The organism is Listeria valentina, assembly GCF_011800755.1.
In the GTDB taxonomy this organism is placed as follows: Bacteria; Bacillota; Bacilli; order Lactobacillales; family Listeriaceae; genus Listeria; species Listeria valentina.
On sequence record NZ_JAATJW010000003.1, the window covers coordinates 35,646 to 52,337 of the forward strand.

General features: G+C 43.5%; 13 protein-coding genes. 5 read left to right on the top strand and 8 right to left on the bottom strand.

The features are described from left to right. Positions 1-106: 106 nt before the first annotated feature. On the bottom strand, positions 107-514 hold the full coding sequence (locus tag HCK02_RS01415; RefSeq protein ID WP_167628368.1) for a DUF2871 domain-containing protein: 408 nt from the start codon (positions 512-514) through the stop codon (positions 107-109). Positions 515-535: 21 nt separating this feature from the next. Then, positions 536-1,930: a deoxyguanosinetriphosphate triphosphohydrolase gene (locus HCK02_RS01420; protein WP_167628370.1), complete on the bottom strand. Its 1,395-nt coding sequence runs from the start codon at positions 1,928-1,930 to the stop codon at positions 536-538. A gap of 156 nt (positions 1,931-2,086) precedes the next feature. Between HCK02_RS01420 and HCK02_RS01425 the strand changes: the two genes are divergently transcribed. The 3 genes from HCK02_RS01425 to rpiB all read left to right on the top strand — a co-directional run bounded on the left by HCK02_RS01425 (position 2,087) and on the right by rpiB (position 3,816). Beyond that, a complete protein-coding gene (locus HCK02_RS01425) occupies positions 2,087-2,650 on the top strand; it encodes a class I SAM-dependent methyltransferase (protein ID WP_167628372.1) in 564 nt (187 codons plus the stop codon). A gap of 80 nt (positions 2,651-2,730) precedes the next feature. Continuing rightward, the gene (locus tag HCK02_RS01430; RefSeq protein WP_167628374.1) at positions 2,731-3,195 is read left to right on the top strand and encodes a universal stress protein; all 465 of its coding nucleotides are present in this window, start codon (positions 2,731-2,733) and stop codon (positions 3,193-3,195) included. Between the two features lie 165 nt (positions 3,196-3,360). Then, positions 3,361-3,816, top strand: a complete 456-nt coding sequence (gene rpiB, locus HCK02_RS01435) for a ribose 5-phosphate isomerase B (RefSeq protein WP_167628376.1) — start codon at positions 3,361-3,363, stop codon at positions 3,814-3,816. A 337-nt stretch (positions 3,817-4,153) separates the two neighbouring features. Here the strand turns inward: rpiB and HCK02_RS01440 are convergent, their stop codons facing one another. The 6 genes from HCK02_RS01440 to kdpA form a co-directional block, all read right to left on the bottom strand. After that, positions 4,154-6,652, bottom strand: coding sequence for a bacterial Ig-like domain-containing protein (locus HCK02_RS01440; RefSeq protein ID WP_167628378.1), 2,499 nt, complete (start codon positions 6,650-6,652; stop codon positions 4,154-4,156). Positions 6,653-6,987: 335 nt separating this feature from the next. Then, the gene (locus HCK02_RS01445; RefSeq protein WP_167628380.1) at positions 6,988-7,689 is read right to left on the bottom strand and encodes a response regulator; all 702 of its coding nucleotides are present in this window, start codon (positions 7,687-7,689) and stop codon (positions 6,988-6,990) included. Continuing rightward, entirely contained in the window at positions 7,679-10,342 is a 2,664-nt protein-coding gene (locus HCK02_RS01450; RefSeq protein WP_425482829.1) for an ATP-binding protein, read from the bottom strand. The genes HCK02_RS01445 and HCK02_RS01450 overlap by 11 nt, the downstream gene beginning before the upstream one ends. After that, entirely contained in the window at positions 10,329-10,859 is a 531-nt protein-coding gene (gene kdpC, locus HCK02_RS01455) for a K(+)-transporting ATPase subunit C (RefSeq protein ID WP_167628383.1), read from the bottom strand. Before kdpC ends, HCK02_RS01450 begins: the two co-directional genes overlap by 14 nt. Positions 10,860-10,870: 11 nt before the next feature. Further along, positions 10,871-12,916, bottom strand: a complete 2,046-nt coding sequence (gene kdpB / locus HCK02_RS01460) for a potassium-transporting ATPase subunit KdpB (protein WP_167628384.1) — start codon at positions 12,914-12,916, stop codon at positions 10,871-10,873. A 12-nt stretch (positions 12,917-12,928) separates the two neighbouring features. Further along, positions 12,929-14,620, bottom strand: coding sequence for a potassium-transporting ATPase subunit KdpA (kdpA, locus tag HCK02_RS01465; RefSeq protein WP_167628385.1), 1,692 nt, complete (start codon positions 14,618-14,620; stop codon positions 12,929-12,931). 346 nt (positions 14,621-14,966) lie between these two features. Between kdpA and HCK02_RS01470 the strand changes: the two genes are divergently transcribed. After that, positions 14,967-15,272, top strand: coding sequence for a PTS sugar transporter subunit IIB (locus tag HCK02_RS01470; protein WP_167628386.1), 306 nt, complete (start codon positions 14,967-14,969; stop codon positions 15,270-15,272). 89 nt (positions 15,273-15,361) lie between these two features. Further along, positions 15,362-16,651 (top strand): PTS cellobiose transporter subunit IIC, encoded by a 1,290-nt coding sequence (gene celB, locus HCK02_RS01475; protein ID WP_167628387.1) that lies wholly within the window; start codon positions 15,362-15,364, stop codon positions 16,649-16,651. Positions 16,652-16,692: the final 41 nt, after the last annotated feature.

Genomic DNA, 16,692 nt, shown 5'->3' on the forward strand with positions numbered 1-16,692 from the left:
AAATGGACATATAAATATTCGGATTCCCATAATTTTGGAGATCATAAAAGGAGGCTTTGTGTATGATGTCATACACAAAGCCTCCTTTTTCGCCTATCTAGCTAGATTATTTCTTCTCTTTCAATTTCTCGTACATGATCACAAACAAGAAGACAAGTCCCACTGCGAGTAGTATGTGGCCTAGGCCGGCTATGCCGGAAACCGCCGCTCCTGTTTCTTGCCCAAGTACTGTCATTGTGCCGTGGAAAGTTAATAAGCCCACGGTAAGTAGCAAGCCTGCATTGTAAATGTAATAGAAGGCGTTGAATTTTTTGCTCGACATGATTCCGAAATTTTTCTCAAGTAGTAGCACGATTAAAAACATGAACATGCCAAGCATCAGTAAATGCGTGTGCAAAACAGAGAGTTGCGTTTCTCCTGTGAAACCCGTATATTTCGTGATTTCTCGGTAGTAAATTCCTGAGATAAGTCCTAGAACACAATAGAAAAGCGATGTTGTTAGCAGTTTTTTCATAAATTAGTTGCTCCTTTTTGTTTAGCGTAATCCTCTGAGTTTTTGATATAAATCTTTGGCGTAATTATCTGTCATCCCGCAGATAAAGTCTGTGACAAGCAGCAAACGCAGATACAACTTCACGATTTCGTCTTGGTCCGCTGCGTTTTTACGATAGCAACCTAGATAGTTATCCGAAATGAGTGACATTAATCGTTTATCTTTTGCCGTTTGTTTGCCTTCTTCACTATCAAAATATAAAACGGCCGGAATGTAACTGTCAAGTAGCGCCGAGATGATTTCACTTCCTGCGATTTCCGATTCGACAACACCTTGATTCGTGTAAATATACGTACGAGATAGATATTGTAAGACTTGAACGAGCTGAGAAGCTTCAGACGCATCTAACAAGGAGTCATCAAATTCACCTTTCATGATGGCTTCGTAGTTTTCATAAAAGACTTCGAGCGCACGGTTAATAAGTTGACCACGCACATTCGATGCCAGCCATTGTTGCGCAATAAAAGCCTCTTCTTGACCCTCGTAACGATCTGCTTTTTTCTTAAGCTCATTAAAGCAGGCTGACGTGACCCAGTTATGCTCATCAAATTCTTCAAAGCCCCGTAAAATTTGCTGAATCGTCACCGTCCCCTTTTTCACACCATCTTCTAAATCGGCGTTCAAGTAGGCGATATCATCGGCTACTTCTAGCAGGAACGTGAGCGGGTGGCGCTTGTTAAAGGCGCCCGTTGCGGCTGTCACCTCTTTAAATATGGCTTCGTCCGCGTAAAAGTATCCTAATTTTTTACTGCGAGTTCGTTTTTTATTAATTTCGAGCGAAGAAACCGGATATTTGATCACACCGTTCAGCGTGGCGTGGGTCAAGTTAAGTCCATACTCGTCAAATAAGTAGTGAAGCTTGGAAACAACGCGCAAAACCTGTGCATTCCCTTCAAAATGATAGAAATCTTCCTTCATTTGCTTGGTCAAAATAGTTGTTAACTTCTTCCCGCCATATTCGAGACGCTCCAAGTTTTCTTTGAACCATTCGCGGATGGATTCTTCACCAAAATGACCGAACGGCGGGTTCCCCATATCATGCAGCAATCCCGTGCAGGCTAGGATATCCGCAATTTTTTCAGCGTGTTCAGGCTTAAAACTCGGATCTAGCCCGCCTTCCACAATTTTATGCGAGGCCATATTTCCCATTGATTTAGCAATCGTTGCAACTTCAATCGAATGCGTTAAACGCGTCCGCACAAAATCACTTTTTTCAAGTGGAAAAATTTGTGTTTTATCTTGCAAACGCCTAAACGAAGCGCTCATTACGATTCGTTGATAGTCATTTTCAAAAGCACTTCGAATATCCGTACTTTTACTGCGTGTAACAGAGGATTCACGCCGACGTTTATCATTTAAAAGTGTATCCCAATCCATTTAGCATCCCTCACTTTTCAAGGTTTCTCTCTTACTATAACAGAAAAAGTGAGATTTTGCGCTCTACATTAAATCGCGTTTTCGCACACATTTCGAGAGATCAGCAGAAAATTTGCTATACTTGTCCTATAAAATAATAAAATATGGGGTGATTTTTTGACAGAAGCTTTAAAAATTATTATTGGCGCTGGCGAAACGCGCTACCCGGGCTGGATCGCAACACAGGAAAATGAACTTGACTTACTCAACATAGCAAGCTGGAACCGGCAGTTTTCTGCGAATAGTATTGATGCCCTTCTAGCCGAGCACGTCTTTGAACACTTGGATGTCGAAGAGGGCATTCTAGCTGCTAAAAATTGTTTCCACTTTTTAAAGCCTGGCGGATACATCCGTGCGGCCGTTCCTGATCGGAATTTCCAGAATCAAGCTTATCAAGAATTGGTCCAAATCGGCGGGCCCGGACCCGCCGACCACCCGGCAGCTAGTCATAAAATTGTTTACGACGCCGAACAATTGACAGCCATTTTTGAAGCCGCCGGGTTTGTCACTCATTTATTAGAATACTGCGATTCGGATGGAGACTTTCACTTCCATTATTGGAATCCAGATGACGGCTTAGTCGGACGCTCATTTCGTTATGATACGCGAAATAGTACCGAAAAACTTGGGATGGTATCGATCATTTTGGATGCACATAAACCGCTTGTTATAAAACCCTAAAATTTTACAGATTATCTGCGTCTATAACGAGCAAAAGCGGGTATAGGAGAGAAAAAGGCACATCTGAAAGGATGAGAAAAATGACGACTTATAGCCGCATTTTAGTTGGTGTTGACGGTTCTAACGAGGCCGAGGCAGCTTTCCGTCGTGCAGCAAAAATGGCTGCTAGCGATGAAGCCGTGCTTGGCATCGCTTTCGTTGCAGATATCCGCCGCATTGTCCCACTAATTGACTATGAGCAAACCTTTGTTCACAAGGCAAGAAACTACGGAGAAGAGCTTGTCGGAATTTATGAGAATGAAGCAAAAAAAGCTGGAGTAAAACAAGTTGAAACCTTTGTCCACTTTGGCACTCCAAAAAGTACATTCGTGAAAAAAATTCTAGCTGATTTCCATGCCGACCTTGTACTTGTTGGCGCAACTGGGCTGAGTTCAACCGAACGAATGATACTTGGAAGCGTCACGGAATACGTTGCCGAAAACGCGCCTTGCGATGTAATTGTAGTTCGCAGCGAAGCTTGGAATAAAAAAAAGAAAACTATATGAAAATACTGAGCGAATAGTGGGTTTTTATGGAACGTTTCTGAAAATCTACTAGCATCGCTCAGTATTTTTGTCTGCTCATGAAATACTGCAAGCCCCCTCCCTATTTCTTGCAGAAAAGGTTATAATAGAGAGGAAAATAAGATTACGCGAGGAGGATTTTGATTTATGTCTGCTTTAACTGTTGCTATTGCTTCTGATCACGGCGGAATTGAGCTCCGCAAATCGATCGTTCAACTACTGGAATCGCTCGGAATCACTTATCAGGAATTTGGTCCGGAAACGCCGGAATCTGTGGATTATCCTGAACTTGCTTTTACGGTTTCTGAAAAAGTCAAAAGTGGCGAAGTCGATCGTGGTATCCTCATCTGCGGAACTGGCGTTGGTATGAGTATCGCTGCAAACAAAGTGCCAGGAATTCGCTGCGCTCTCGTCGGAGATACATTTACCGCGCACGCAACTCGTGAACACAACGATTCAAACGTGATCGCACTTGGAGCCCGCGTCATCGGGCCTGGCCTCGCTTCTGATATTGTAAAAATTTGGCTGCATACTGAATATGAAGGTGGCAGACACGCAAATCGAATTGACCAAATTAACGCGTTCGAGCGCGAGCATCTCTAAACTTATTCGAGATATCCACAAGTTATCAACAGGAACAAATTCTGTGAATAGTTTGTGGATATCTCTTTTTCATACGTTTGAAAAAGTGCTGTTTCGCTTAACAAAGCCATTTCCCTCTGTATATTTTTGTATAAAAATACCTATTTGCCCGTCAAAAAGCCAATCGTTTACTCACAAGTTATCCACACTTTCCACAATTGCCATCCACAATCCCTTTTTCAGCCATCTTTTTTAGATTGTGGATAACTTTTTCAGATTCGCTTCTTTTCCTCCATTTCCATAAAAAAACAGTCGCCAAATCAAATTTACGATTTGGCGACTGTTTTTTCTTAACTGCTTATTTTTCTTTTCGAACGCGAGCTTGTAGTAAAATACGTGCTGCGAGTAAAACGAGAGCAAGTCCAAGTGATCCATAGAGGATAGTATCCCAAAGCATATCACCTGTTGAAGGAATCTTGCCTTTGTTTCCTGGCGCTTTAGTTGGTTTTTTGGTTTGTGTCACTGGCTTTTCTTTCATAATTTCATTTTTTTCCAGCTGAGGTTTTGCGGGATCAGCTGGTTTCGGAGGAAGAACGGCTGCTCCTTTTGGCTTCACCGTTACGTTTACCTCTACTTGAACATCGTCAAAGCTGTAAACGACTGGATAAACTCCCGCCGTTGTTGTGTCCACTTCGCCTGTTACCGTCACTTCTGCAAACGGAACTTCTTTTCCGTCTTTATCAAGTGCGCCGTCGAAGTTATCTGCTGCTGCCCACAAATCGCCCACATAAATCTCTGAATCATGCGCGTTCACTTCTGTAAGATCATCTTTGACTGTTATAACGGCTGTCGCGCTTCGTCCATTGGCACTATAAGTCACTCGGTATTCACCGCTTTTGGTCGTATCTACCGATCCACTGACTTGGATTTTTTCGGGGGAAAACGTGGGATCGATCTTCCCGTCTTTGTCGGCTGTAGATTCAAAATTATCCTCAGCATTCCATGTATCTCCTACATAAAGAACCGAATCTTTGACGTGCACAGCGCTTTGATCTGGTTTTACCGTTACAGTAATCGTCTTCGAAGCATCTGCCACGCTATAAGTCATTTCATAAGTTCCCGGTGTTGTTGTATCCACTTGACCAGTAACTTTCACAGAATCAAAGTTTGGAACTTCATTTCCATCTTGATCTGTTGCTGAAATAAAATTATCTTGTGGGCTCCAACTGTCACCCTCATAAATTTCAGAATCCTTGGCCTCAACAGAAGCATAACTTGTACGCCATTTTGCATAAAGTGTTTTGTTCAGCGCTACATCTTGCGAGAAATCAAATGGTGTTGTTCCTTCTTTATCCACATACCAACCATCAAAGGCATAGCCAGGTCGAATGTTTGGCTCGATGTTTTCGATTTTCGCATAGGGATCGTAACTATGAATGTGTTTAGCACCGCCTTCATAGTTTTCATCATAAGTAATGACAGTCCCTACAGGCATAATCCCATAAGCAGAAATCGTCTTACCATTTCCTAGTGTTACCACAAATGGAACAGCTGTCCCACGAATTTTAATATCATTCTCTCCTGTTTTCCAGTTATACACATTAACATTGGCAAGGCTTGTCATTTTCAGCGTCACATCTAGTGACCCAACTTCGTTTTGTTTAGCTGACACAAAATCATAATTCTGGAAAGCAGTAAATTTTTGAACAGTAACAGAAGAAAGTCCAACTTCGCCAACCTTAATGATATCTTTAATCGTAACTAAGTTATCACCTTTTGTTGGGTCATCATACATAAACTGAGTATCTAGAATAAAATTATTGGAGCTTGTATTTTGGAAGTAAGCTTTTCCCGCTACAGCTGAATAATCTCTAATGGCATTGTCACTAACATTTAAAAACTCCAAATTAGATAAATTTCCCAGACCTGCTACACTGTTCAGCGCCGTATCTGTTGCAGAAAACGACGTCAACTTCGTTAAATTCTTAAGCCAAGCAGCACTTGGATCATCCAAGTCTCCCATCTGCCCAATAGTCAATTTTTCTAAATTTGACAATTTCCCAAGTCCTATTAGGCCTGCACGAAGTCGATTATAGGATTGATAGTTAACCGTACGTGTATTAATAAAAGTTAGTGACAAACTTTTAAGCGTCGTTGCATTGCCTATCGGTGAAAAGTCTACATCTTGTTGAATTTCCACTCTCTCACCAGAACTGGTTGTAAGGATATCATCTGTCCCCGTAAAAAGGACTGTATTCAGTTTTAAATCTTGCAAGCTAGACAATTTCCCAATTTGCGTTAGAAAATCTGCTGCTGTAGTTAAATATGTCACTTGCAACGTCTCAAGTCCTGTTAGATACTCTAATCCTTCAAAAGAATCAATCTTTAATTGTTTCGTTCTTGTTCCTTGTACATTTAGGAATTTAATGCCGGCAAGTTCTTCTTTTGTTGCAGAATAGCCACCCAGTTTCCCTAAACTTTTATTAACGACTTTACGGAATTCCACATCTGGAATCAAATAATCATTATTGACTTCTTTTGCTTCTGGCTTTTGTTCCGCTTCCGGTTTTGTATCCGTCTCTGCCTTTGCCGCCGCTTTTTCTTTCACTTCTGGTAAAGCATTCGGCTCTGTTTGTTCATTTTCTTGTGTTTTCTTTGAAGCAGCTACATTTGTTTCCTTTGAATCCGCTTGATCGCTAAGTGTATCCTCCTGTTCCACTACATTTTCAAGCACTGAGCCTTCATTTTTTTGTATTTCTACAGGCTCTCCTTGAACTTCTTCAGCTTTTACTTGCCCTTGCAGCGAAAACGGAAAAAGAAGCAATGTACATAAACTTAAGATGACTAGCTTTTTCATTTACCCTCAACCCTTTTTATTTATTTTAAAATTCCGAATACATAGAAAAAACTCATTCAGTATTTACCTAAGTAACGTCCACATCCCCCCCAATATTGATGTTCCAAAAACCCTCAAAGAACATACTCATATTTGATTACCTTACTCCCCTTACTCTATCAACTCGTTTCTTTAAAGTCTATCTCGTTTGCTCAAAATATTTTTATTCGACACATTTTAGACAAAATTTATTCACCGTTTAGACATAATTAAAAAAATTAAGTATTTTAACTTACGAACACTTGTTCAAGAAACAAAAAAACAGAAACCAATTGAATTGATTTCTGCTTCCGCTCTTATTCTTCTGTCATTCGATAGCCTACGCCAACTTCCGTTCGAATATAGCGTGGCTCTGCTGGGTTTTCTTCAATTTTTCGGCGAATATTACTCATATTGACTCGCAAGGCTTGATTTTCATTCGCATATGGACCCCAAATTTCATGCATGATGAAATCATGCGTTAAGACTTTTCCTGCGTGAGAAGCAAGCAAGGCAACAATTTTATACTCAATCGGCGTAAAGTGAACTTCCTCATTCCTTAAAGTAACTTGCCGCTTCAAAAAATCAAGCCGTAAATCCGCCAGCTGAAAGGTTGTCACTTCTCCATCTTGCCCGCTTGCAGGATGGCTACTGCGATGACGAAGTGCTGTTCGAATTCGCGCGAGTAGTTCGGAGGTTCCAAAAGGCTTCGTAATGTAGTCATCAGCGCCTAAATCAAGCGCCTCTACTTTTTCTCGCTCATGAAGCCTAGCCGATACTACGATCACGGGGATGCTTGACCAAACACGAAGGGATTTTAATAACTCAAGCCCATCCATATCAGGCAATCCCAAGTCTAGCAAGATGATATCTGGCGTGTGTGATGCTGCCATACTCAATGCCTCTTTACCCGTTTTCGCGCTCAAAACTTTATAGTCGCTCGCTTCTAATACAGCTTGAATAAACCGGCCAATGCCTTCTTCGTCTTCAACTACGAGTACGAATTGATTAGTCCCCATCCGCGTTTCCTCCTAAGGGCAGTGTGAAACGGAAAATCGTTCCGCCACCTGGATTTTCTAGTGCCTCCATTTTACCACCATGTGCTTGAATAATCGACATGCAAAGCGAAAGACCAATCCCGAGCCCGCGTGACTGATCGACTCGACTCGCTTCTAAAGCAGAAATCCCGTCAAAGAGATGCGCCCTTTTTTCGGACGGGATTCCTTTTCCATCATCTTTCACTGTAAACTGCACCTCGTTTTTAGCAAGCATCGTCGTAATCCAAACGCGCGCCGACTCCCCGCCATGTCGCAGTGCATTTTCCATTAAGTTAATTAAAACTTGCTCAATCAGTGTACCATCCATGCGTACGAAAATGACTTCATTTGGAACTTGTACGTTGATTTCCCGTCCAGGAAATCTTGCACGCACACGTTCGACCGCTTCGCCTACAATTTCTTCAACCGCTTCATTTTCGGGTTTTAACGTAAATTCTTTATCACTAATGCGCGTAACCGACAGCAAATTTTCTACCATCCGAATTAGCCACTCGGAATCTTCTTTGATATCTCGCACCAGTTTCGTCTTCGTTTCCCCGTCGAGCTTCGTTTCATTTTCAAGTAGCACCGAGCTCGCGCCAAGGATGCCCGTAAGCGGCGTACGTAAGTCATGTGACACGGCTCGCAACAAGTTGCCACGCATTTTTTCTTTTTCAGCAGCAACTAAAATTTCATTTTGCTCATCCGAAAGTTTTTGTTTGAGCAACGCTAACGCGATTTGCGACCCGATCATTCGCAAGAAATTCCGATCCTCCTGCGAAATGGCGTCTTTTTCACGACTGACGTAGAGGCCAATGACGCCAAGCACCTGACCCTGCGCAATGACTGGCATATAGTAACCCGCCGCACCACTTAGTGTATCCGTCGATTTCCCAGCCGCTTTTCCGTTATGAAACACCCAGTGAACAACCGCTTTCTCCGATTCCGTAAGCAGTTCCCCGGCTTTCGCTTCATCTTCTGCCTGCAAGAAAACTGCATTTGACTCGTTTTCAGGATCTTTTGGGTAGAAAACAACAGATCGCGCAAACAACCGCAACATGTAATTAGTCGACAGCTCGAGGATGGCTTGTATATTTTGCGCGGCTAGCAGCTTACGATTTAATTCGTATAAAATTTCGGTATGCTTCTCTCTGATGACCGCTTGTTTGGCCAAATTTTTGATTCGAACGGTAAGTGCGCTCGTTGTGAGCGCTACGATCAGCATGATGCCATATGTGACGGGATAACCGGCTTGGATGGTATCGAAGGTGTAAAGCGGTCGCATGAAAAAAAAGTTGAACATCAAAACGGCAAAAAACGATCCGATGATGCCATAGAAGTAGCCGGTCGTTATACGTGAAAGGATGACAATCGCTAAAAGGTAGACCATGATGATATTTTGGTCGCCGATCCCGAGGCGTAGCAAGACTTCTGATACAAGCGTTGCTAGGATGAGCGCAAATAGCATCTTGAAGGTATCGCTCCAACTAATTGTGTCACGCAAAGAAAACCGCGTCCCCCGTTTAGTTTTTTCTGACGCAGTTTTCACCATATGAATTTCGGTTTTATCTAGCAAACGAAACAGTGTATCTTCCAGCTCTTCGCCAAAAATCCAGTTGTGTTTTTTCGACTTGCCGATCACGATATTTGTCACCCCGGACAGCTTCGCATATTCGGAAATCGCGGTCGCAAGCTCACTCCCTGTTATGGTAACGGCTTCTGCCGAAAGTTCTTCTGCAAGTTCCATGTTTTCGCGAAGCCGCTCTGTTTCTTCTTTCGAAAGCGATTTGCCACTTGCAACGTGTAAAGCGGTGAAGGAACCGTGGAAAGCTTCTGCGGCACGCGCTGTCCAGCGAATGAGTTTTTTGGCGGACAAGGAGGCATCAACGCATACGAGCCAGTTGGTTTCGCCGCGGCATGCTTCTTTTTGATTGGAGGAACTAATTCGGTCAGCCGCCTTGCGCGTCGCCATTTCCCGTAAGAGGCGTAAATTAGGCTTCGTGAAAAAATGCGTGAGCGCCACTTGGATGCTATCTTTGGAATAAATTTTCCCTTCTTCAAGCCGCTTAATGAGTTCGTCCGGCTCAATATCGATCAAGCGAATTTGGTCTGCCCGGTCAAAAAACCAATCTGGGATGGTTTCTGTCATTTCGCTATCCGTTACGCCCGAAACAAGGTCGTTCAAGCTTTCAATATGCTGCACGTTAACGGTCGTATACACGCTGATGCCCGCATCTAGGAGCTCACTCACATCTTGATACCGCTTGCGATTTCGCATGCCTTCGGGATTGTTATGCGCCAGTTCATCCACAAGTACAACATCCGGATGCTCATCCAAGATGCCATCCAAATCTAGCTCCGCTAAGTCGATGTCGCGGTGGCGAATCGACTTGAGCGGAATTTGGGGAAGCCCTGCTGCAAGCTCGGCTGTTTCTTTCCACATATGCGGTTCCAGATAGCCAATCCGAATGTCCACACCGCGCGCGAGCTCCTCGCGCGCATCGTTTAGCATCGCGTAAGTCTTGCCAACGCCTGCCGCATAGCCAAAATAAATTTTCAGCTTGCCACGTTTTTCATTTTGCTCATCCCGATTTACTAATTCCAAAGCGGGCTCCCCTCCTTTATCCATTTTGATCGAGTTCTAAATTAACGGCTAGTACATTCACGACAGGTTCGCCGATAAAGCCAAGCAAGCGCTTCGTCGTGTGCTTCCGGGTAATTTCTTCAACTTGCTCAGTTGAAATCCCGCGTTCATTCGCAATCCGCTTCGCTTGATATTCCGCCGCCGCAACTGAAATGTGCGGATCAACTCCACTCGCAGAACCCATTACTAAATCAGCAGGAACAAAAGCGTCTTGGTTTGGATCAAGCTGTTGCCATTTTTTTGTACGCTCCTCCCGCTCAAGTTTTGCTTCTTGGCTAGCTGGATTCAAATTCGAAGCCGCTTCATTTGGTCGGCCAAGCAAGTATTTAGGATCCGTGAAGGTCTGACCTATTAATGTTGAACCTTTGTTTCCTTCTATTATACTTCCATTTGCCGGGTCATGGAAAGCAGCTTGCGCGATCAAAGTTACAACCGCCGGATATGCCACACCGCAAACTAGTGTCAAAAACAAAAATGCCAATAAAGCCTGTTTCATCAAAACTTTCATTTTCTCGCCTCCTAAGAAATCCCGATCACCGTAAGCAATATGTCAATCGCTTTAATCGCTATAAATGGCGCAATAATACCGCCTAGTCCGTAGATCAAAATATTCCGTCCTAGTAATTTTTGTGCTGGAAGTTCGCGATATTTCACACCTCTTAGCGACAATGGAATCAAGCAGACAATGATAAACGCATTGTAGATCACAGCTGATAAGAGTGCTGTGACTGGGCTCGTTAGTTGCATCAAATTGAGCACTTCGAGTTCAGGATAAATCCCGTAAAAAAGCACGGGGATGATCGCAAAATATTTAGCGATATCATTTGCAACACTAAATGTCGTAAGCGCGCCACGTGTCATCAAAAGCTGCTTCCCGATTCTCACAATATCAATTAATTTCGTTGGGCTAGAATCAAGATCGACCATATTTCCCGCTTCTTTTGCCGCTTGCGTGCCCGAATTCATCGCCACCGCCACATCCGCCTGCGCAAGCGCCGGCGCATCATTCGTGCCATCGCCCGTCATCGCAACTAAGTGACCTTCCTTTTGATACGAACGAATCAAGTCCAGTTTCGCTTCCGGAGTCGCCTCCGCCAAAAAGTCATCCACGCCAGCTTCTGCCGCAATCGCTGCCGCCGTCATGGGGTTATCGCCCGTAATCATGATCGTTTTAATCCCCATTGCGCGCAAATCTTGAAACTTCTCCTTGACGCCATTTTTCACGATATCTTTTAAGTAAATGACGCCGAGCACCTGCTTATTCTTCACAACAACAAGCGGCGTCCCACCAGCCTGTGCAACTTTCGAAACGAGTTTCTCACACTCTGCCGGATAAACCGATCCCACCGATTCGACATATTGTTTCACCGCATCCGCGGCACCTTTCCTAACTTCATCGCCACCAAAATTTGTACCGCTCATCCGCGTTTTCGCCGTAAAAGGAATAAACTCCGCTTCCGACTGTGAAAGCTCCCGCCCGCGAATATCAAAGCGTTCCTTGGCAAGCACCACAATGCTCCTTCCCTCAGCCGTTTCATCAGCTAATGAGGAAAGCTGCGCCGCATCTGCTAATTCGCGCTCCGAAACACCCGCTACGGGCAAAAATTCACTTGCTCGCCGGTTTCCGAGCGTAATCGTACCCGTCTTATCCAGCAAGAGGACATCCACATCTCCAGCTGCTTCAATCGCCCGACCACTCATTGCGAGAACATTTGCTTCATTCAAGCGACTCATCCCAGCGATCCCGATCGAAGAAAGCAGTGCACCAATCGTTGTTGGAGCGAGACAAACAAGCAGCGCAATAACATTGGTAATCGAAATCGCTTCGCCCTTCCCAGCAAGCTTACTTGAAAACTCCGTAAATGGAATGAGTGTCGCTGAAACCGCCAGAAAAATAATCGTCAGTGTGACAAGTAAAATTTGCAAAGCGATTTCATTCGGCGTTTTCTTTCTCGCAGCGCCTTCTACCATCGCAATCATCTTATCAAGAAAACTTTCCCCCGCTTCAGCCGTAATCCGAATCACGAGCCAATCCGAAACGAGCGTTGTCCCGCCAGTGACAGCACTTCTATCGCCACCCGACTCACGAATCACAGGAGCCGATTCCCCGGTGATTGCACTTTCATCGACCGAAGCCGCTCCAGTGACAACTTCACCGTCCATCGGAATTTGTTCCCCCATCTTCACTAAGACTACGTCATTTTTCTTGAGTTCATTTGAAAGCACTTCCGTATAAAGATCGTGATTTTCTGGATCTTGCAATTTCCGCGCCGAAACGTCTTTCCTTGCTCCGCGCAAACTTCCCGCTTGCGCCCGGCCGCGTCCTTCTGCAATCGCCTCCGCAAAATTTGCGAAAAGAACCGTAAACCATAAAAGAAGGGCAATCGCAAATGTATACCAGCGCGCCTCATCTTGAATGCCGAAAAAACCAAGGAAGTAGAGAACTGTCGTTAGGACTGCTCCTAAATACACCACAAACATAACTGGGTTTTTAATTTGAATTCTCGGCGACAGCTTAAAGAAAGACTGTGCCGCTGCATCCGTATAAATTTCTTTTTTCTTCATCTTCAAGTCCTCCTACTTACCAGCCGTGAAAAAATCAGCAATTGGTCCAAGCGCCAAACTTGGCAAGAAACTAAGGGCGCCTACTAGTAAAATAACGCCAATCAAAAGTCCTGCAAACATCCCATTTTTTGTCGAAAGCGTCCCGCTACTTTCAGGAACCACTTTTTTCTGTGCCAGATTTCCTGCCAAGAATAAAGTCGCAATCAAGGGTAAGAACCTTGCAAGAATCATAATGATGCCGCCAATCCAGTTGGTAAAAGCGGTGTCTGCTGAAAATCCCGCAAAGGCGCTCCCGTTATTGTTTCCCATAGACGTAAAGGCATATAGGATTTCGGAAAAACCATGGGCTCCTGAATTGGTTAGCCAGCTCGTTGCAGCTGGTAAAAGTACGGCGGCCGCAGTCCCAAACAATGTAAGAAGCGGCGGCCCTAAAATAATCAAGCAGACCATCTTCATATCAAATGGCTCGATTTTTTTGCCTAGGTATTCGGGAGTCCGCCCAATTAATAGTCCCGCAATAAAGACCGTTAAAATGACAAAGGCGATCATGCCGTAAAGTCCGCTCCCGACGCCACCGAAGACAATCTCCCCGAGTTGCATCATAAAGAGTGGCACAGCTCCGCCAAGCGGTGTTAAACTGTCATGCATGGCATTCACCGAGCCGTTCGAGGCAGCTGTCGTGGCGACACCAAATAGCATCGAGCCTGAAACACCAAAGCGTGCTTCTTTCCCTTCCATATTCCCAGCTGAATCTGCTACACCCGCCGTATTAGGTAAACTAAATTGTTCAGCAGCTGTCATGGCAATGAGTCCTACTGAAAATAAAATCAGCATTACTGTAAAGAGCACGCGTCCTTGTTTTGCATCTTTCACAGCACGTCCGAATGCAACGACAAGCGCTGCCGGAATCAAAAGAATTGCAAGGATTTCTAATAAGTTGCTAAAAGCGGTTGGGTTTTCAAATGGAAATGCCGAATTTGCTCCGAAGAAGCCGCCGCCATTTGTCCCAAGTTGTTTAATTGCAATTTGACTTGCGGCTGGACCAAGTGGAATCAGTTGTTTCGCTCCTTCTTGGAGTGTTTCCGTCGTCACATATGGTGCGAAGCTTTGCACAACTCCTTGCGAAACAAGAAGAATAGCCAAAATGAGCGACAGCGGAACGAGCAAGTACAATGTGACTCGAATCAAGTCCTGCCAAAAGTTCCCGACCGAATGTGTTTTTTTCAAAATAAAACCGCGTACAAGCGCAAACAATACGGCGATCCCTGTTCCCGCCGAGACAAAGTTTTGCACCGTGAGTCCGAGCGTTTGCGAGAGATACGAAAGCGTGCTTTCCCCAGAATAAGCTTGCCAGTTTGTGTTTGTGACAAAACTCGCTGCCGTGTTAAAAGCAAGCCCGAGCGACATCCCTTTTTGATGCTCTGGATTAAGCGGCAACACACCTTGAAGCATGAGTATCGCCATTAAAAAAAGCAAACCCACTCCGCTGAATAAAACGACGGATGTGGCGTATCTTTTTGCACTCATTTCTTCTTCCGCATTTTTTCCAATCATTTTATACGCCAACTTCTCAAGTGGGGCGATCACTTTCGTTAAAAATACAGGCTTAAATGTTAGAATCCGGTAAATATAAATCCCAACAGGTATCGCAAGCGCTATTAATAGTAGAAGAAAAACGATATCTTGCATCACAATCCTGCTCATATGTCTTCACCTCGAAACAGGATATAAAATAAATAAACCATCAAGCCCGCAGTGATGCAGATCATGATTCCAGTTAAAACAGCCACTTTTCCCACTCCTTTAAATCCACACTTTTTCTACGTATCCATCCTAACAAAAAGCATATAAAGACAGTGTTAAGGTCTTTTGCAATGGCATAAAGATTTCGTTAAGACATCCGTGTAACTTTTACACAGTTATTTTTGTATGTGTAACGCAAAAACATTTTTGAAAACGCTATTATTAAAGCCATTTCAGGGTTTTTAAAAGTTGGCACGGAAGTTGCATATATAGTTAATATAAAATGAAATTTTAGGAGGTTTTGATTTTGAAAACCATTATGTTAGTTTGTTCCGCTGGAATGTCAACAAGTCTTCTGGTAACCAAAATGCAAAAAGCAGCTGAGGCAGAAGGGCTTGAAGCAAATATTTTCGCTGTCGCTGAAGCAGAAGCAGCAAATCACTTTGATGAGATTGACGTCTTAATGCTTGGACCACAAGTTCGTTTCCTTGAAGGGAAAATGAAAGAAAAACTTGAACCAAAAGGTATACCGGTTGGCGTTATCGATATGACTGATTACGGTACAATGAATGGCGAAAAAGTTCTTGCATCAGCTAAAGAGTTAATGAAGTAATTTTTGTTAGCGAACAACTTCTTTTGACAAGTTGTTTCTATAAATACTAATAACGATCCAAGTTGGATCACAAAAAGGAGAGTATTAAAATGAATGGTTTTATCGCTTTTATGGAAAAACACTTTATTCCATACGCAGCTAAAATCGGTGGGCAACGTCACTTAGTTGCTGTCCGTGACGGATTCATCGCGACAATGCCGCTAATGATTCTAGGATCATTCGCAGTACTAATTAACAACTTACCAATTCCTGGTTATTTAGATTTCATGAATAATATTTTCGGCGAAGGAAAATGGCAAAACTTCGGTGGAAACATCTGGAATGGTACATTTGCGATTCTTGCACTTTTAATTGCTTTTACAGTAGCTTATAACCTTGCCAAATCTTACGATAAAGATGCGTTGTCTTCTGGTGTCATCTCAGTTGCCACTTTCTTCACGATTGGTGCAATTGCTCCTGATGATAAAGGGATCCCAGGAGTTGGCGGACTTGGTTCTGTCGGTCTTTTCTTAGCTCTTATCGTTGCTATTTTATCTACTGAAATTTTCACACGTTTAAGTGGAAATCCAAAACTAATCATCAAAATGCCTGACGGTGTTCCGCCAGCAGTATCTCGTTCATTCGCAGCACTATTCCCATCGATGATTACAGTTTCAATCTTTGCTTTAATCACAGCTCTTTTCCAAGCATTTGGAATTACAAACCTTGTAAATGAATTCTATAAACTTATCCAAGAACCGTTCATGGGACTTGCAAACTCATGGGGAGTAGCACTTTTACTTGCGTTTATCTCGGCATTCCTATGGTTCTTCGGCTTGCACGGCGCGAACATCATCGACCCGTTCATGCAAACAATCAATGCTCCAGCAATCACAGCTAACCAAGAAGCACTTAAAGCTGGTAAAGAACTTCCTTACATCGTTAACAAACCTTTCTTCGATTCGTTCGTTAACATGGGTGGAACAGGGGCAACAATCGGTTTGATCATCGCGATCTTCATCGTTGCTCGTAAGCACAAAGCTTACATGACTGTATCAAAACTTTCAGCAGCACCAGGTGTGTTCAATATCAATGAACCAATGATGTTCGGTCTTCCAATTGTACTGAACCCAATCATGTTCATTCCATATATCTTAACACCAATGGTTCTTGTAACAATTGCTTACTTTGCAACAAAATTGGGGCTTGTTCCAGCAGCAACGATCATTACGCCTTGGACAATGCCGCCAGTTATCGGTGGCGCGCTCGCAACGCAAAGTGTTGCAGGTGGTATTCTTGCAGCCGTTAACTTGATTGTAGCTGTCTTGATTTATCTTCCATTCGCGAAAATGGCTCAAATCCAAGAGCTTCGTCGTGAAAAAGGAGAAGCAGAAGCTTAATCACCTTGTATATAGTATTAAAGAATTAAGGACGTGTTAAA